This is a genomic window from Burkholderiales bacterium (assembly GCA_036262035.1).
Taxonomy (GTDB): domain Bacteria; phylum Pseudomonadota; class Gammaproteobacteria; order Burkholderiales; family SG8-41; genus JAQGMV01.
In genome coordinates this window covers 75,088-93,227 of sequence record DATAJS010000001.1, presented here as the reverse complement: position 1 = coordinate 93,227, position 18,140 = coordinate 75,088, and the positions used below count along the sequence as shown (strand labels likewise).

12 protein-coding genes and 1 CRISPR repeat array are annotated in these 18,140 nt (G+C 65.4%); of the genes, 1 reads left to right on the top strand and 11 read right to left on the bottom strand.

All coding sequences use genetic code 11. The annotated features are described in order from the left end of the window. Positions 1 to 2: 2 nt before the first annotated feature. The 9 genes from VHP37_00390 to VHP37_00350 form a co-directional block, all read right to left on the bottom strand. The gene (locus VHP37_00390) at positions 3 to 980 is read right to left on the bottom strand and encodes a tripartite tricarboxylate transporter substrate binding protein (GenBank protein ID HEX2824773.1); all 978 of its coding nucleotides are present in this window, start codon (positions 978 to 980) and stop codon (positions 3 to 5) included. Between the two features lie 185 nt (positions 981 to 1,165). Further along, positions 1,166 to 2,125, bottom strand: a complete 960-nt coding sequence (locus VHP37_00385; protein HEX2824772.1) for a tripartite tricarboxylate transporter substrate binding protein — start codon at positions 2,123 to 2,125, stop codon at positions 1,166 to 1,168. Between the two features lie 251 nt (positions 2,126 to 2,376). Then, positions 2,377 to 4,509, bottom strand: a complete 2,133-nt coding sequence (locus tag VHP37_00380; protein HEX2824771.1) for an acetate--CoA ligase family protein — start codon at positions 4,507 to 4,509, stop codon at positions 2,377 to 2,379. A 37-nt stretch (positions 4,510 to 4,546) separates the two neighbouring features. Continuing rightward, a complete protein-coding gene (locus VHP37_00375) occupies positions 4,547 to 5,170 on the bottom strand; it encodes a glutathione S-transferase N-terminal domain-containing protein (protein ID HEX2824770.1) in 624 nt (207 codons plus the stop codon). Continuing rightward, positions 5,167 to 6,054: a MaoC/PaaZ C-terminal domain-containing protein gene (locus VHP37_00370; protein HEX2824769.1), complete on the bottom strand. Its 888-nt coding sequence runs from the start codon at positions 6,052 to 6,054 to the stop codon at positions 5,167 to 5,169. The genes VHP37_00375 and VHP37_00370 overlap by 4 nt, the downstream gene beginning before the upstream one ends. A gap of 83 nt (positions 6,055 to 6,137) precedes the next feature. After that, positions 6,138 to 7,370, bottom strand: coding sequence for a DNA methyltransferase (locus VHP37_00365; protein HEX2824768.1), 1,233 nt, complete (start codon positions 7,368 to 7,370; stop codon positions 6,138 to 6,140). 109 nt (positions 7,371 to 7,479) lie between these two features. Beyond that, positions 7,480 to 8,715, bottom strand: a complete 1,236-nt coding sequence (gene glcF, locus VHP37_00360; protein HEX2824767.1) for a glycolate oxidase subunit GlcF — start codon at positions 8,713 to 8,715, stop codon at positions 7,480 to 7,482. 1 nt (position 8,716) lies between these two features. Next, on the bottom strand, positions 8,717 to 9,769 hold the full coding sequence (gene glcE / locus VHP37_00355; GenBank protein ID HEX2824766.1) for a glycolate oxidase subunit GlcE: 1,053 nt from the start codon (positions 9,767 to 9,769) through the stop codon (positions 8,717 to 8,719). A 165-nt stretch (positions 9,770 to 9,934) separates the two neighbouring features. After that, positions 9,935 to 11,425, bottom strand: coding sequence for an FAD-linked oxidase C-terminal domain-containing protein (locus tag VHP37_00350; protein ID HEX2824765.1), 1,491 nt, complete (start codon positions 11,423 to 11,425; stop codon positions 9,935 to 9,937). 47 nt (positions 11,426 to 11,472) lie between these two features. Here VHP37_00350 and VHP37_00345 point away from each other — a divergent pair, with 47 nt between their 5' ends. Continuing rightward, positions 11,473 to 12,135 carry a hypothetical protein gene (locus VHP37_00345; GenBank protein ID HEX2824764.1) on the top strand — a complete coding sequence of 221 codons (663 nt, stop codon included), beginning with the start codon at positions 11,473 to 11,475 and terminating at the stop codon, positions 12,133 to 12,135. A gap of 140 nt (positions 12,136 to 12,275) precedes the next feature. Beyond that, a CRISPR array of direct repeats spans positions 12,276 to 15,920; the repeat unit is 36 nt; unit sequence GCTTCAATGAGGCCATGGCGTCGAGCCATGGATAAC. 202 nt (positions 15,921 to 16,122) lie between these two features. On the opposite strand, the gene cas2 is transcribed toward VHP37_00345, so the two are convergent. Continuing rightward, the gene (cas2, locus tag VHP37_00340; protein ID HEX2824763.1) at positions 16,123 to 16,425 is read right to left on the bottom strand and encodes a CRISPR-associated endonuclease Cas2; all 303 of its coding nucleotides are present in this window, start codon (positions 16,423 to 16,425) and stop codon (positions 16,123 to 16,125) included. After that, complete coding sequence (cas1, locus tag VHP37_00335) at positions 16,422 to 18,140, bottom strand: CRISPR-associated endonuclease Cas1 (GenBank protein ID HEX2824762.1); 1,719 nt, start codon at positions 18,138 to 18,140, stop codon at positions 16,422 to 16,424. The genes cas2 and cas1 overlap by 4 nt, the downstream gene beginning before the upstream one ends.

Sequence of the window (18,140 nt, the reverse complement as noted above, 5' to 3'; positions counted from 1 at the left end):
GCTCAATCGATCTTCAATTTGGCGACTTTCACCAGCTTCGCCCACTTGTCGATCTCGGATTTTACGAATGCCGAGAACTCTTCGGGCGAATTGCCGATCGGCTCCGCGCCCTGCGACGACAGCGTCTTGACGACGTCGGGCATGCGCAGCGCCTTCACCGCTTCCTGGTTGAGGCGAGTGACGATCGCCCGCGGCGTCTGCGCGGGCACGAAGAGGCCGTACCAGCCGCTCGCGTTGTAGCCCGGCAACCCCGACTCGGCGATCGTCGGCAGCTCGGGCAGGAGCTGCGAGCGCTTCAGACCGGTGACCGCGAGCGCTTTCACCTTGCCCGCGCGCACGTGCGGCGTGACCACGAGGCTGTTCTCGTACGACAGATCGACCTCGCCCGAGATCAGCGCGGTCAGCGCCGGCGCGCCGCCCTTGAAAGGCACGTGCGTGATGTCGACCTTGCCGAGGAGCTTGAAGAGCTCGCCCGCGAGGTGCGTCACCGTACCGTTGCCCGAGGACGCGTAATTGAGACGGCCCGGTTTGCTGCGCGCGATCGCGAGCAGCTCCTTCACGTTCTTCGCAGGCACCGACGGATGCACGACGAGGATGTTGGTGACCGTCACCGCCTGCGTCACCGGCGCGAAGTCGCGCAGCGTGTCGTAACCGCGGTTCGGATTGAGGCTCATCGCGACCGCGATGCCGCCGATCGTGCCCATCAGCAGCGTGTAGCCGTCGGCGGGGGACTTGGCGACCTGCTCGGTCGCGATCACGCCGCCCGCGCCGCCGCGGTTGTCGACGATCACCGTCTGGCCGAGCGCTTCGGTCATCTTGGGCGCGATGGTGCGCGAGACGATGTCGGTGGGGCCGCCGGCGGGGAAACCTACGACGAGACGTATCGGCTTCGAGGGGTAAGACTGCGCTTGCGCGATCGATGCGCATAGGAGCGGAACGATCGTCATTCCCACGAAGGCGGGACTCCATTCGGCGCGCAAGCGTCGTCCTGGCGAAGGCCAGGATCCATTTTGAACTTTTTTCTCAAGGTCGAAATGGGTCCCGGATCGTGTCCGCGCTGCCGGACACGCCCGGGACGACGCGATGATGCCGCGTCGCCTTTCCTTTGCGTCCTTTGCGTCCTTTGCGTCCTTGGCGGTCAATACGCTTTTAAAGACCTTGTACATTACAAACCTTTGATGTTGGCGAAGCGGATCACCTTGTTCCACTTCGCGATCTCGTCGCGCAGGAACCTGGCATAGGCGTCGACGCTGCTGCCGACCGGATCGGAGCCTTCGGCTTTCAGCTTTTCCATGAGCTCGGGCGCGCGCACGACTTTCACCACGTCGGCGTTGATCTTGTCGACGATGGCTTTGGGTGTCTTCGCAGGCGCGGTGAGGCCGTTCCACGCGACGGCCTGGAAGCCCTTGAGGCCCTGCTCGTCGAGCGTCGGCACTTCGGGCAACGCGGACGAGCGCTTGAGGCTCGTCATGCCGAGCGCGCGCAGCTTGCCGCCTTTGATCAGCGGCAGCGCTGAGGTGAGCCCGTTGAAGACGACGTCGACGTGTCCGCCGACGAGGTCCTGCAGCGCCGGCGCGTTGCCTTTGTAGGGCACGTGCACCATCTTCACGCCCGCCATCGCGTTGAACAGCTCGCCGGCGAGATGGTTGGAGCCGCCGCTGCCGGAAGAGCCGTAGTTGAGCGCGCCGGGCCTGGACTTCGCGAGCGCGACGAGCTCCCTGATGTTCTTCGCGGGAACCGCGGGATGCACCACCACCACGAGCGGCGTCGTGTTGATCAGCACGATCGGCTCGAAATCCTTGTGCGGATCGTAAGGAAGCTTGCTCGCGAGGCTGGGGACGATCGTAAACGGCGCCGGCGTGACGAGCAGCGTGTGTCCGTCGGGCGGGGCCTTGGCGACGATCTCGGTGCCGATCACCGTGCTCCCTCCCGCGCGGTTGTCGACGAGCACCGGCTGGCCCCACATCCTGTTCAGCTCCTGCCCGAGCACCCGCGCGACGATGTCGGTGCTCCCGCCCGCCGCGAACGGCACGATCAGCCGGACCGGTTTGCTTGGAAAGCTCTGCGCCTGCGCGGCCGATAGGGCCAACGCAGAAGCAGCCACTACGAGCCTGGCAAAGTTCATCATGTCTCCTCGAATTGTATTTTGACCGCCAAGGACGCAAAAGGACGCCAAGGAAAGCGACGCGGCATCATCGCGTCGTCCCGGACGTGTCCGGCAGCGCGGACACGATCCGGGACCCATTTTGACCTTGAGAAAAGAGTTCAAAATGTATCCTGGCTTTCGCCAGGACGACGCTTGCGCGTCGAATGGATTCCCGCCTGCGCGGGAATGACGACTATTCTGAACCTTTGCGTCCTTGGCGTCCTTTGCGGTTAATCGCTTTTCAAAACAACCAGGGCATCCGCCGCTAACACGCCTTCGCCCGCAGGTCGCACGAACAACGGGTTCACGTCGATCTCCGCGATGCGATCGGCGTGGTCGGCGATGAGGTGCGACACGCGCGAGAGCGCGTCCGCGAGCGCGTCGACGTCGAGCGCCGCGCTGCCGCGATAGCCTTTCAGCAGCGCCGCGCCTTTGATCTCGCCCACCATCTCGCGTGCGGTCTCGGCGCCGAACGGCGCGAAGCGATAGGTCACGTCCTTCAGGAGCTCGGTATAGACGCCTCCGAGACCGAACGCGACCACCGGACCGAAAAATCGGTCGTTCACCGCGCCGACGATCACTTCGAGGCCGCTCGCCATCTGCTGCACCAGCACGCCGTCGATGCGTGCCTTGCCGTCGTGCCGCTTCGCCGCTTCGAGCACTTCGCGCGCGGCGCGCTTCAGGCCATCGAGATCGGAGATGCCGAGCTTCACCACGCCCGCTTCGGTCTTGTGCGGGATGTCCGGCGACTCGACCTTCACCGCGAGCGGGAAGGGCAGCGGCTCGCGCGTGAGCGTAGCCACCGCTTCGGGCGACAGCAGCACCTCTTTCACCACCGGGACGCCGTAGCTCTCCAGGATCGCTTTCGAGCGGTGCTCGCCGAGCGTTCCCGCGCCGGCCGGCAGCTCGAGCGTCTGCTTGGGTGTGACACGTGACTCTGAGCGCCCGCGCTTCGCGTCGAACTCGCGCTTGCGCTGCGCGTACTCGTTGACGCGCGCGAGCGCGTGCACCGTGCGGCCGGGCGCCATCACGATCGGCATGCGGTGCTCTTCGAGAAACGCCGCGACGTCCGCGTTGTCGTCGGGCGAGGTCGGCCAGTTGATCACCGCGAGCTTGTCCGCGTCCTTCATCTGCTCGACGAAGTTCTTCGCCCAGATCGAAGCCGCACTGCCGCGAGGGGCGCGCAGGATCATCTGGTCGATGTTGGGATCGGCGAGCACGTCCGCGAGCAGGCGGTTGTACGACGCGAAGTTGTCGTTGTAGCCCTGCGGGGTGATGTCGACCGGGTTCGCGACCGTGGCGAACGTCGGCACGTAGGCGCGCGCCTTTTCGATGGTGCCCGGGTCCAGCGCCGGCAGCGTGAGCCCTTCTTCGACGCAGCGGTCGGCGAGCAGCACGCCCGCGCCGCCCGAAGGCGTGACGACCGCGACGCGATTGCCTCGCGGGAGCTTGCGCGCCATGAGGATCTTGCAGACGTCGACGAGGTCGTCCATGTCGCGCACTTCGATGAAGCCGCCGAGCCGGAACGCGGTGCGATAGAGCTCGTAGCCCGCGGTGAGCCGCGCGGTGTGCGAAGCCGCCGCCTGCCGGCCGACGTCGGTGTTGCCGACCTTCCACACCAGGATCGGCTTGCCGAGCGCCATCGCACGCTCGCCGATCTCGAGCAGCCGCCGGCCGTCGGTGATCCCTTCGAGGAACGCGGTCGCGATCTCGACGTCGGGGAGCTCGATCATCGCCGCCAGCCAGTCGAGCGCGGTGAGGTCCGCTTCGTTGCCGGTCGACACCGCGTAGTTGATGCCGACGCCGTAATAGGCGGCGACGGCGACGACCGCGAAGCCGAAGCCGCCGGACTGCGTCACCATGCCGATCGGGCCGGTCTTCAGCGTCTTCAGGTTGAGCGTGCCGCCGAAGCCGATACGGACACCTTCCTCGTGGTTGAGGATGCCGATGCAGTTCGGCCCGTTCACGCGCACGCCGCTCTTTTTCGCCGCTTCGACGAGCTTCGCCTGCAGCGCCTTGCCTGCTTCGCCGACTTCGCTGAAACCGGCCGAGAGCACGAGCGCGTACGGAATACCGGCCTTGCCGCATTCCTCGATGACGCCGGGCACGTGCGGCGCGGACAGCGCGATCAGCGCGACGTCACACGGCTGCGGTACCGCGGAGAGGCTCGGATAGCACTTGAGGCCTTTGATCTCTTCGTACTTCGGATTGACCGGGTACACCTTGCCCCGGTATCCGAACTCGGTGAGCAGGCGGATCGGCTGGCCGCCGATGCGCGTGAGATCGTTGGATGCGCCGACGATGGCGACGCCGCGAGGGCTCAGGAAGCGCGCGAGATCGGGTTTCTCGGAAGTGGTAGTCACGGTGACGCTCTAGAAATCGTGCGGCGGGAAACGGCTCTTAACGTGGCGCGCTCTCGTCGTACGGTTGGGTGGAGACGAAGGAAGGACGCACGGCGAGCACCGCGTAAGCCTCGGCGAGCTTCGGCGCGGCTTCCCGCCATTTCAGGTCGGCGTAGCGGAAATCCAGATAGCCGAGGACGACGCCGAGCGTGAGATCGCCGATGTCGGGTGCGCCGCCGCGCAGTCGATCGGCTTCCAGCTCGGCGGCGGCGAGGGCGCTGCGCAGCTTGCGCTCGCAGGCGGCGTGCATCTCGGGCGATTGCTGCGCTTGCGCGCGCGTGCGCTCGGCGAGCCACAGGATGCCGGTCTCGAGCATGCCGTTCGCGAGCGCATGACGGCGCAGCGCGTCCCAGCGAGCGCCGCCTTGCGCAGGAAACAGCTTCGGTCCGAACGTAACGTCGAGGTACTCGCAGATCACCGCCGAGTCGTAGAGCACCGAGCCGTCGTCGAGCACCAGCGCGGGAATGCGCCCCAGCGGATTGACGCGCAGCATGTCCTCGTTCGGCTTGCGCAGCGACACCAGCGTGTAGATCTTCTCGATACGCTCGGCCATGCCCAGCTCGTGCGCGCACACCATCGCCTTGCGGACGAACGGCGAGCGCGGCGACCAGTGGAGCTTCATGACTGCTTAGCGAGCTCGCGGATGAAGCCCGCGAGCTCCGCGCGGCCGTTGTTGAGCACCGTCACGCCGCGCTCGGGGACGCTCGACCGGAACGACACCACGCTGCCGTCGATCCACAGCTCGGTGCGGATCGTCTCCCCCGGATACACCGGCGACGAGAAACGTCCTTCCATGCTTTTCAAGCGCGAAGGGTCGTAGCCGCAGCACGCTTTGAGAATCGCGTGACCCGCGACGCCGAACGTCGCGCGACCGTGGAGGATCGGCGCCTTGAACCCGCCGCGCTTCGCGTACGCGGGATCGGCGTGCAGCGGGTTGTAATCGCCCGACAGCCGGTAGATGAGCGCCGCCTGCGGCAGCGTCGGCAGGTCGCAGGTGAGGTCGGGCGTGCGCTCCGGAATCGGGTGCGGCTCTTTCTGCGGCCCTGACGGTCCGCCGAAACCGCCGTCGGCGCGCGCGAAGGTCGTGGACGTGAGCGTGCACACGGTGTCGCCGCTCTCTTTCTCGCGCACGGTGGTGCGCGTGAGTATGAGTGCGCCTTTACCGGGGCCCTTGTCGAGCACGCGCTCGACGATGGTGTGGCCGACGACCGTGCCTTCGACCGGCAGCGGCTTGTCGATCGTGAAACCCTGCTCGCCGTGCAACACGTGGGTGCCCGTTATGCCGAAGCTGCCTTCGCGGTGAAACGGCCCGGGCGAGGCGAGCACGATCGCCATCGTCGGCAGGGCGACGAGATTCTCCTCGTAGACGAACTTCAGCTGATCTTCGTCGAGCGGATCGGCGCCCAGGCCCAGCCCGAGCGCGTACAGCATCGTGTCGCGGCGCGTATAGCGCTGCTCGACGTCGGGAATCCGGTGGTTGATGAGCTTTTCGTAGTCGATCGGCACGAGACCATCCCGTGGAATGGACGCGGCCCGCCGCGAGGGGCGGGCCGCTCTACCTCGATGCCGATGTTAGCACGCAGAGGCGCTCAAGCCGGCTTGCGGAAGATCGCGATGCGATTGCTGTTGGTGCCCAGCTTGTTGTTCGAAACGCCCCAGATGTTCGCGGTCTTGGTGAAGCGCTGCGAGTTGATGAGCACCGCCTCGCAGTCGAAGCCGGCCTCGATGCCCAGCGGCGCGACCACTTCCTCCAGCCGCACCGAGCCGCGGCGCACTTCGCCGACCTCGAAAGCGACCCAGCCGCCCGGTTTGGTCACGCGGTAGAGCTCGGCGAACACCTTCGCCATGGCGGCCGACCAGTCCTCCACGGTCTTGCTGATCGTCATGCGGCGTCCGACCTCGTTCGCATCGATGCCGTTGAACCAGCAGCGCAGCCAGTTATCTTTGGCGTAGTGGACGATGTCGAGGAAGGGCGGCGACGTCACGGTGAGCTGCACGCTGCGGTCGCGCAGGCCCCGGGTCGCGGCGGCCGAGCCTTCGAGGAACAGCGCCTGCGCGGCGCAGCGCCGCAGCCGGTCGCGCTCGGTCGCGCTGATGTTCCCCTGGAGCTGCACCGATTTCTTCACGATGAGCTCGCGCACGTTGCGGTACCCGGGTTTCTGGCCGAGCCGCTCGTTGATGCGCACCTGGTTCTCGGCCGATACCGCCTGATTGGGCGGCAGCGTGTAGACCGAGAAGAAACCCGGCGAATGGCCGGTGAGCCGGTTGGTCGCGACCATGCGTATCCAGCGGTCGATGCTGTCCTCGCTGCGCGAGCGGCGCCGCGCGTTGAGGTACGCGCGCAGGTTGAGGAGCTCGCGCTCGGTGTCGGGGTGATAGAACATCGAGAGGTCGAGCGTCGGGCGCGCCTTCTGCCCCAGATCGATCCCCGCCAGCCGCGCGTCGACCTCGCCCACGTGAGGCATCTCCAGGCGCGGCCTCGCGAAGATCGACGACAGCGGATTGATGTCGTTGGCCGCGACGCGACGGCCGCGCAGGGCCGCTTCCACCGCGGTCGTTCCGCGTCCGCTGAAAGGATCGTAGACGAGGTCGCCTTCGTCGGAGAGGCGGTCGATGAAGTAGGCGGGAAGCTGCGGCTTGAAGCACGCGCGGTACGACACCTCGTGGATCGAGGACGCCTGCCGCTGCTTGCTCGTCCACAGCTCTTCTTCGTACACCGGGACGTGAGGTGTGCCTTCGAGATACAGCGCCTTGCGGACCGTTGCGGTGCGACTGTGACGGGTGCGGCGTTCTTCGAGCGATCGGCGCGGTATCTGCAGCATCGGCTTGGGCCTCTCCGGTATGAAGTGGCGCCGATCGTACGCGCGTTTATCAAAAAGTACAATAGGGTTTCGCATGATGCACCCTTGAGTACTATGACAAGGAGATGGCTCAGCGGGCGCTGAGGAGGTCGTCCACGAGCTCTATCCAGTGGCGAACGGGTTTGTCCGTGCCTTGCTGCAGGTGGTTCTGACAACCGATGTTGGCCGTGACGATCTCCGCGGGATCGCCCGCGGTGAGCGCGGCGAGCTTGTTGTCGCGCAGTTGTCCCGCGAGGTCGGGATGCAGCAGCGAGTAGGTGCCGGCCGAGCCGCAGCACAGGTGCGCGTCGCGCACCGGCACGAGATCGACGCCGAGCGAGAGCAGCAGGCGCTCGATCTCGCCGCGTATCTTCAGTCCGTGCTGCAGCGTGCAGGGCGGGTGGAAAGCGACTTTTTTCGTAGGGCGTGGGGTCCGAGCGAGGCGTGTCAACGCGTCCGCTTCGGCGAGGATGACTTCGCTGATGTCTCTGGTGAGCTCGGAGATGCGAGCGGCCTTCTCGGCGTAACGCGCATCGCGCGCGAGGTGGTGACCGTAGTCCTTCACCATGGTGCCGCAGCCGCTCGCGGTGATGACGATCGCCTCGACGCCCGCTTCGACGTGCGGCCACCACGCGTCGACGTTGCGCCGCATGTAACCGCGCGCCTCGTCCTCGGCGGTGAGGTGGTAGGAGACGCCGCCGCAGCAGCCGGCGCCTTGCGCGGCTTCGAGCGTGATACCGAGGCGGTGGAGCACGCGCGCCGCGGCGACGTTGGTCGCGGGCGACAGCACCGGCTGCACGCAGCCTCGGAGCACGAGCATCCGGCGTGCATGCGACGTAGCGGGTAAGGCAGGCGCCGGACGCGCCTCGCGCGGCACTTTCTCTTGCAGCGCCCGCGGCAGCAGCGGCCGCATCATGCGGGCGGTGTTGACCAGCGCTTCGAACACGACCGGCCGCGGCACTACCGCGCGCAGCGCCGCGCGCACGAAGGTGTCGGCAGGGCCGCGCTTCACGCGCTCGTCGACGACGCGGCGTCCGATGTCGAGCAGTCGGCTGTAATGCACGCCCGATGGGCACGTGGTCTCGCACGAGCGGCAGGTGAGGCAGCGGTCGAGGTGGAGCTGAGTCTTCCCGGTGACCGGCGCGCCTTCGAGCACCTGCTTCATGAGATAGATGCGGCCGCGCGGACCGTCGAGCTCGTCGCCGAGGATCTGGTACGTGGGGCAGGTCGCGGTGCAGAAACCGCAGTGCACGCACTTGCGCAGGATCGCGTCGGCGTCGCGGCCGTCGGGCGTGTCCCGGATGAAATCGGCTAGGTTGGTCTGCATTTCAGAATTCGGCGTACATGCGGCCGGGATTCAGCACGCCGTGCGGATCGAACGTGCGCTTCAGCCTGGCGTGCACGCGGGCGAGGGCGGGCGAGAGCGGGTGAAAGGGTTCGGCGTCGCTCGCGTGGCGGCGGAAGAGCGTGGCGTGCCCGCCGGCTCGCGCGGCTCTGCCGCGGATTTCGTCCGCATCGCCGTCGTGCGCGAGCCAGCGCACGCTGCCGCTCCATTCGATCAGCTCCTCGCCGCCGAGCGGCGGGGTCGTCGACTTGAGCGAGACCCGCCACAGCGGCCGCGAGGTGCGAAAGAAATCGTGCCGATGGTCTCTCAGGTCGCGCCAGAAGCGCTGACCGTCGTCCACGGCTTCGCCGCCGAGCTTCTGCTTAGCGGCGTTCACCGCCGTTCCGGCGCCCGAGAGCCGAACGTACAGCGCGCCGCCGACGTGGCACGTCGCGCTGATCGGCAGCGGCTTGCCGGCCCATGCGTTCATGAGCTCGATCGCCTGGGCAGCCGTGTGCTCGCGCCGCAGCGTGGTCTCGGCAGGCGGCAGCGGCAGCGCCTTGAGCGAGATCTCGAGCAGCACGCCGAGCGTGCCGAGCGATCCCGCCATCAGCCGCGAGACGTCGTAGCCGGCGACGTTCTTCATGACGCGGCCGCCGAAGGAGAGGTCGGCGCCCTTGCCGTCGAGCATGCGTATGCCGAGGACGAGATCGCGCACGCTTCCCGCGTAAGGCCTGCGCGGTCCCGAGAGGCCCGCCGCGACGCAGCCGCCGAGCGTCGAGCCTTCGGCGAAGTGCGGCGGCTCGCACGCGAGCATCTGGCCGCGCTCGCGCATCGCGGCCTCGATCTCCGCGAGGCTCGTCCCCGCGCGCGCCGTGATCACGAGCTCGGTGGGCTCGTAATCGACGATGCCCGCATACGCGCGTGTGTCGAGCACGTCGCCCGCCACCGCGCGTCCGTAGAACTCCTTCGTCCCGCCGCCGCGCACCACGAGCGGCTCGCGCCGCGCGGCGGCGTCGCGGATCCGTTCAGCGAGCTGTTCGATGATCTCTTGCATGAAAGGCGTTTTGAACCGCAAAGGACGCAAAGGACGCAAAGGAAAGCGATGAGTCGGTCGCGAGCTCGACGCGTGTCGCTTTATCTTGCGCATGAGGTGCTGATGAAAAGCACCCGATGAAAACCTTTGCGTCCTTTGCGTCCTTTGCGGTCAATTGCTTTTGATTTAGAAGCGAGGCAGGTCCGCGAACTTCTCCTGGCCTACATGCACGTGCATGCGGCCGAACTCCGCGCATCTATTCAGGCTGGGCACGGCCTTGCCGGGGTTGAGGAGGCCGTGCTCGTCGAGCGCGCGCTTCACCGCGTGAAACGTCTCGAGCTCGGGTGTCGCGAACTGCACGCACATGTGGTTCACCTTCTCGATGCCGACGCCGTGCTCGCCGGTGATCGTGCCGCCGACGGCGATCGACAGCTCGAGGATTTCGGCGCCGAACGCTTCGGTGCGCTCGAGCTCGCCGGGCGAGTTGGCGTCGTAGAGGATCAGCGGGTGCAGGTTGCCGTCGCCCGCGTGGAAGACATTGGCGCAGCGCAGCCCGTACTTTTTCTCGAGCTCGGCGATCGCGCTCAGCACTTCCGCGAGGCGCTTGCGCGGGATCGTGCCGTCCATGCAGTAGTAGTCGGGCGATATGCGTCCCACCGCCGGGAACGCGGCCTTGCGGCCCGCCCAGAATCTCAGGCGCTCGGCGTCGTTCCGAGAGGCGCGGATCAGCGTCGCGCCGCTCTCTTCCATGATCGCCTCGACGCGCCGCACCTCGTCCGCGACTTCCTCCTGCGTGCCGTCCGATTCGCACAGCAGGATGCCCGCGACGTCGGTCGGATAGCCCGCGTGCACGAAATGCTCGACCGCGACGGCGGCCGCCTGGTCCATCATCTCGAGGCCCGCCGGGATGATGCCCGCGGCGATGATGTTCGCGACCGCGGCGCCGGCTTTCTCCACCGCGTCGAAAGCGGCCATGACGACCTGCGCGCATTCGGGCTTGGGCAGGAGCTTCACCGTCACCTCGGTGACGACCGCGAGCAGGCCTTCCGAGCCCGTCATCAGCGCGAGCAGGTCGTAGCCCGCGGCGTCGAGACCGTCGCCGCCGAGCTCCAGCAGCTCGCCTTCGATCGTGTACGCACGGACCTTGAGTATGTTGTGCACCGTGAGACCGTACTTCAGGCAATGCACGCCGCCGGAGTTCTCGGCGACGTTGCCGCCGATGCTGCACGCGATCTGGCTCGAAGGGTCGGGCGCGTAATAGAGGCCGTGCATCGCGGCGGCTTCGGAGATCGCGAGGTTGCGCACGCCCGGCTGCACGCGCGCCGTGCGCGCGACCGGATCGATCTCGACGATGCGCATCAGCTTAGCGAGCGACAGCAGCACGCCGTCGCCCATCGGCAGCGCGCCGCCCGAGAGTCCGGTGCCGGCGCCGCGTGCGACGACCGGCACGCGCATCGAGTGACACACTTCGAGGATGCGCCTGACCTGATCTTCGTGGTCCGGAAGCGCCACGACCATCGGCACCTGCCGGTACGCAGAGAGCCCGTCGCACTCGTAAGGCTTCACGTCCTCTCGCTCGAAGAGCACTGAAGCAGCGGGAAGAAAAGCGCGCAGCGCCGCGGCGACCTCGCGCTGGCGCGCGAAATCGACCGGAACGGGCTCGACGACGGTGCTCATGCCCGGATTCTATCCCACGCTCTGAAAACGCCTTATGCTCGCTCTTGATGAAGAGACGTGAAGCATTGCTTAGCCTCGCTGCGGCGGGAGCCGCGGTTGCCTGGCCGCGGCCCGCGGCTGCACAGCAGCACCCGCGCGAAAAGCTCGTAGCGCTCGTCCGAGCGCGTTCCAACGTCGACCCCAAGACGCGGCCCATTCAGAAGATCGAGCCCGTCGAGCTCACGCCCGAGCCCGGCAACACCGTCGACAACCTGCCGGTCTTCGATCATTTCGTCGGCGACCTGCACCTGCGCTACGTCTTCGACGACGAGCGCTTCGTGCAGGCGGTGCGGGGACGCGATCTGAAGCGCCTGAAGCTCGACCGCAAGGCGCTGCCGGCCCTCGTCGTCGAGAACTATCGCAAGCTCTATCCGGACCTGTCGGTGATACAGCCGTATGCAGGCATGGGCGCGGTGATCAAGGGCGGGCAGCTCGAGCCGACGATCCTGCTCGACGCCGATTTCTGGGACGAGCAGGAGAAGCGTATCGGCGCCGCGCTGATCGTCGCGGCACCCCAGCGCGACATGGTGGTCTTCACGCGCTTCGAGCCCAAGCAGAACATCGAGCTCCTGAAGCACCGCGCGGTGCTCGCCTACGAGCAGGCCGGCGAGCGCGCGCTGTCACGCACGATCCTCGCGTGGCGGCAGAAGCGGTGGGAGGTGGTGGCTTAGAATTCGACGGCGGTGGCAGGCCGCCATGGATCGGCGGGCCGAGTGTCTGATTCTCAGACGAACTCTTGATTGAGCGCGTCGCTTCGCCGAGCCCACCGCGTGAGCGACACATAGCCGGGATTTCGTGCGGATCAGTCGCCGTTTTAATGTGGCCATGGCGTCGAGCCATGGATAACCATCAGGCCGTAGGGAATGCCGGTCGTGTCCTCGACGCTTCAACGAGGCCATGGCGTCGCGCCATGGATAACGCGAGGCCGAGTAATGAAATCGCTCCTGATCGACGCGCTTCAATGAGGCCATGGCGTCGAGCCATGGATAACCCGCGGCCCGATGCGCTTCGGATCGCCGGCAAACTTGCTTCAATGAGGCCATGGCGTCGAGCCATGGATAACGCGGGCCTTGCCGAAGGCACGAACGCCAACACCATGCTTCAATGAGGCCATGGCGTCGAGCCATGGATAACAGGAAGCCGAGGCGGCGCGGGAGCAGACGCTCGCGCTTCAATGAGGCCATGGCGTCGAGCCATGGATAACCGGCGCTTGACCTTCGTGTGCAGCTCGGCCGACTTGGCTTCAATGAGGCCATGGCGTCGAGCCATGGATAACAGGTCGTCGTCAGACGAACACGTCACAAATCGTTTGAGCTTCAATGAGGCCATGGCGTCGAGCCATGGATAACACCGCGCGGAAATCAGGACCGCGGTCGGCGCGATGCTTCAATGAGGCCATGGCGTCGAGCCATGGATAACCTGGTGCTGCGGGGCAACGCGCGTTACGCCACCGAGGCTTCAATGAGGCCATGGCGTCGAGCCATGGATAACACCAACGCTCTTTTATTTTTCACCCTCCCTTGGGCCGCTTCAATGAGGCCATGGCGTCGAGCCATGGATAACGCCGGTCACGGGCGGGAATGAGCCGCTCGCCCAGCATGCTTCAATGAGGCCATGGCGTCGAGCCATGGATAACTTCTTCGGTGATCGCGAACGCCAGTGCGATCGTCTCGCTTCAATGAGGCCATGGCGTCGAGCCATGGATAACTTGTAGGTCAGATGGTGCGAGACGAACTGTGGAAATGCTTCAATGAGGCCATGGCGTCGAGCCATGGATAACGGGGAGATAGGCCACATGGACAAGCTTCAAGAGCTGGCTTCAATGAGGCCATGGCGTCGAGCCATGGATAACACCAGGATCGGCTCGGCCATCAGCGCGGCGCTCCAGCTTCAATGAGGCCATGGCGTCGAGCCATGGATAACCTAATCGATGATGTCTTGTCAGTGCGGCGGTGAACGCTTCAATGAGGCCATGGCGTCGAGCCATGGATAACAGGAACGCCGTGACCGACCACCTGCCGATGCCCGAGGCTTCAATGAGGCCATGGCGTCGAGCCATGGATAACCATCGTCACCTGCTTCGCGACCGCTCCGTGCTTGGTGCTTCAATGAGGCCATGGCGTCGAGCCATGGATAACCTCACAGGCGCTCGCGATGCTGCGCGAACTGCACCCGCTTCAATGAGGCCATGGCGTCGAGCCATGGATAACCCCGAAAGACCCGCGCGCCGCGCTTGATCAGCGCCGCGCTTCAATGAGGCCATGGCGTCGAGCCATGGATAACATGGCGCAGGCGCTGCGGACGGTGGCGGGGCTGGAGCTTCAATGAGGCCATGGCGTCGAGCCATGGATAACTCCTCGATGTCGGCAGAGGATGTCAACGCCGCAATCGCTTCAATGAGGCCATGGCGTCGAGCCATGGATAACGACTTCTGCCGAGGCGATACGTTCGTTGTGTGGTGCCGGCTTCAATGAGGCCATGGCGTCGAGCCATGGATAACCGCAGGAACGGTGAACGCCGGGCAGAACTTCGGGACAGCTTCAATGAGGCCATGGCGTCGAGCCATGGATAACGAGCGGGTCGGTGGGCACGGTGAGCGCGGTCGAGCTCGGCTTCAATGAGGCCATGGCGTCGAGCCATGGATAACCTACCTACGGCCGCAAGAAGTGGAGGTTTTCATACTTGTGCTTCAATGAGGCCATGGCGTCGAGCCATGGATAACGAGAAGGAAGCGAAGCTCGCGGCCGCGGAGTTGCTGCTTCAATGAGGCCATGGCGTCGAGCCATGGATAACACCCATGCCCGTGCCTTTCAGTGGCCCGACATCGAGCTTCAATGAGGCCATGGCGTCGAGCCATGGATAACGACGCTATTGCGGATGATGGGCGCTGCCTGCTCGTCGCTTCAATGAGGCCATGGCGTCGAGCCATGGATAACACTACACCCTCGGGGTCGAGCATCTTCTGACCGACCGCTTCAATGAGGCCATGGCGTCGAGCCATGGATAACCCAGCGTCCGCGAGGCCACAGGAAGCCCGGTGATCTGCGCTTCAATGAGGCCATGGCGTCGAGCCATGGATAACATCCTTCCGATGTGCTTCCATCTCACCTTCTGTACGTGCTTCAATGAGGCCATGGCGTCGAGCCATGGATAACTTGCGCGCGCAGCTCCATCAACCGGCACTCTTCGATGCTTCAATGAGGCCATGGCGTCGAGCCATGGATAACCCCCACCCTCCACACCCCCATATCGCACGCTGAGCATGCTTCAATGAGGCCATGGCGTCGAGCCATGGATAACCCGGTCGGGTTGCGGCGACGATCTTCGATGTTTCCTGGCTTCAATGAGGCCATGGCGTCGAGCCATGGATAACCAATGCGTTCGTGGATTTCGGACGCTTCGCCATCGAGCTTCAATGAGGCCATGGCGTCGAGCCATGGATAACCTTGCTGAGCTGACCGCCGCTGAGCAGAAGCGCCTTGGCTTCAATGAGGCCATGGCGTCGAGCCATGGATAACCCGCCGCATCCGAGCGTTCAACAATGCGCCGCTCGAGCTTCAATGAGGCCATGGCGTCGAGCCATGGATAACTAACGGAGCGTCGAGCGCAAAACAAACTGATTCGTGCTTCAATGAGGCCATGGCGTCGAGCCATGGATAACCCCAACCGCGAGTTGCGTCCGGATGCTCGCGATACGCTTCAATGAGGCCATGGCGTCGAGCCATGGATAACGTCGTTCGCTGCGACCACGGTGCGCAGCGCGTTTGGTGCTTCAATGAGGCCATGGCGTCGAGCCATGGATAACGAACGAAGCCGCGGAGCGGGTAGCACAGAAGCACCCGCTTCAATGAGGCCATGGCGTCGAGCCATGGATAACCCAGACGCCGTAGACCGGCTCGCTCCTCGGGCTCTGGCTTCAATGAGGCCATGGCGTCGAGCCATGGATAACCCGCCCCTCCCCGGCTGGGAGGAACGAGCCAAGACGTAGCTTCAATGAGGCCATGGCGTCGAGCCATGGATAACGTAAGTGAAAGACAAGGCAAACAACGGGGGGGCGATGCTTCAATGAGGCCATGGCGTCGAGCCATGGATAACTTGCTTCCATCTTTGGGGGCGATACCACAACAGTTGCTTCAATGAGGCCATGGCGTCGAGCCATGGATAACCCCCACCTCGTGGGTGCGCGCCGCTATAGCGCGCTGGCTTCAATGAGGCCATGGCGTCGAGCCATGGATAACCCCGCAGGGTGCCGTCGGCAAAGCCCAGATCACGCCGGGGCTTCAATGAGGCCATGGCGTCGAGCCATGGATAACCAGATACCCCGGGTTCATCGCCTCCTGGATGCGATAGCTTCAATGAGGCCATGGCGTCGAGCCATGGATAACCCCGTCGAGTCCCGCCCGGGCGAGCGGCTGAGCGCGCTTCAATGAGGCCATGGCGTCGAGCCATGGATAACGGTGCCCTGAAAATCGACCGGAGGAGCAACGACTTCCGAGCGCGTTTGCGAGCGGTTGTCGCCGGAAAAGTATAGCAGTGCCCGGCGATCGGCCGCGCCGGGCCCTGCAGAACGAAAATCCCAGGTTGTTAAAGAGCTTGGCGATTGCGAGCGCTCTACGCGTCGTACGTTCGCATTGGAGCGCTCGCGACCGCCGGGCGAGCTAAACGACGATGGGCTCGCGTGTGACCGGCTCGAAGGTCTTGCCCAGGCTGACCACCCTCGGGACGACGTGCTCGGCGGTGCCGAGGTCGAGCAGCACGACGTGGTCGCTTGCATGGTGGATGATACCGTCGAGCAGCGCAATAAGCTCGGCATGCTGCTGCCGGGTGAGGCGGCACTGGAATACCGAGAGCTGGAGCCACTCGCCGTAGCCTTTCATCACGCGAAAGACCCGGCGCCATCGCTTGGGGTCGCGGATGTCGTAGGACACGATATACAGGTGCTCGGCGTTGGAGGTGCTCATCGCGTGGTGAAGTTCGGGTAGTCGTCGATCTCGCCGAGCAGGTGTCGGGCGAGCAGGCGCGCCTGCAGCTCGAGCAGCCGCCGGTAGCTCAGCTTGTAGCCGAACAGCGGATGCGTGACCTCCTGGGACAGCCGGCGCTCGAAGGTTCCGATGAAGCGCTTGCGGCCGTCGGCGGTGAGCGCGACGCTGCCTGCCGCGCTGAGGAAATCCGTGGAGCGGATCTCGCCGTTGTTGATCGCCTGGATGACGGTCGAATCGGCGAGCAGCGGGCGGAAGGGCTCCATCATGTCGAGGGCGAGGGCCGGCCGGCCGTAGCGCGGCTGGTGATAAAAGCCGCGATACGCATCGAAGCCCACCGCCGTCAGGGCGACCGTCCAGGTGCGCACCAGCAGGGAGTAGGCGTAGGAGAGCAGGGCGTTCACCGGATCGGTGGGCGGTCGCCGGTTGCGCGTCGTGAAGTCGAAAGGCAGAGACCCGGCGTCGTCGTCCTGCCGGATCATCGCGGAGAAGTCGCCGAAGTAGCGGGCGGCGGCCTGGCCTTCGGCGCCCAGGAGCGTGGGCAGGTCGTGAGCGCGCTGCGCGAGCCGCACGTCCTGCTGAAACCGATCGATCAGATCGTCCATGGCCTCGGGGCGTTTCCAGTTGCGTCTGAGCAGCGTCCTCTGGTTCTGGATCTTCGCGACGACCAGGCCTTTGGCGATCCGCAGGCACGCGGCGCCGTCGAAGCTCGCACGATACTGCGCGGCGCGTATCTCGACGTTCTTGTGGCCGGTGCCGACCGTATGGCCCATGAACCAGCCGCCGAACGAGTGCCACGAGATCGGGATCTCGCGCGCCATCATCTCGTGGAGCGTCGGCGTCGTGACGTAGATGTTGCCCATCAACACGAGCTGCGACACCTCCATCAGCCTCGCTGTCTGTACCGGCTTGTCGTCGACGGAAATCTCGAGCGTCTCTCCTTTCTTCGCGACTTTGCCTCCGCGCGCCTGGACGTAGACGGGCAGCGCGTCGTCCCGCGCGACGAACAATGGCCGCGGCGGATTCTGCTCCTTGCGCAGGAAGTTCACTTCGTCCGGGAGGCAGATGCTCACCAGCGAGCAGCGAGGACACTTCGGGCTGTCTTCGAGCGGGCGCGGTATCGTGCCGCCCGCAGCGATCAGACGCAGGCCGTCGACCGCGTTGCGCGTGAGCGCGCGCAGCTCGTCGTCGAAGGGAATACGCACGCGCTCGCGGCTTTCGACGAAGTAGAGCACGCCCTCGGTGCAGCGATAGCCGTGCTCCTCGAGGATCATCCCCTGCACGCAGAGCTGTACGCGCTCGGGCTCGTACGCGCCCTGAGGCACGTGAGGCCGCTTGCCGCGCTTGTAATCGACCGGCGTCACGGTGTCGCCTTCGCCCTCGACGAGGTCCATCTTCGCGATGAGCCCGAGCCGATTCGAGGACAGGGTGATCGAGCGCGCGTGGACGTGCTCGCCGGCCTCGGCCTCCGCCGGATCGGGAAGATCGCCCGAAGGCTTGTCGACCTTGCGGTGAGCGTAGCGTCCTTCGACGGTGTCGGTGGAGTCGGACCATTCGCCCTGCACCCACTCGAGGTAGGCGAGGCGCGGGCAATACTGGTATTCGTTCACCATCCGCGCGGGCAGCAGCGGAAGATCGCCCGAGAGCTCGGGGAAGGGAAGCGGCAGCTCGTTCTGCAGCGGGACTTGATCGGTCAT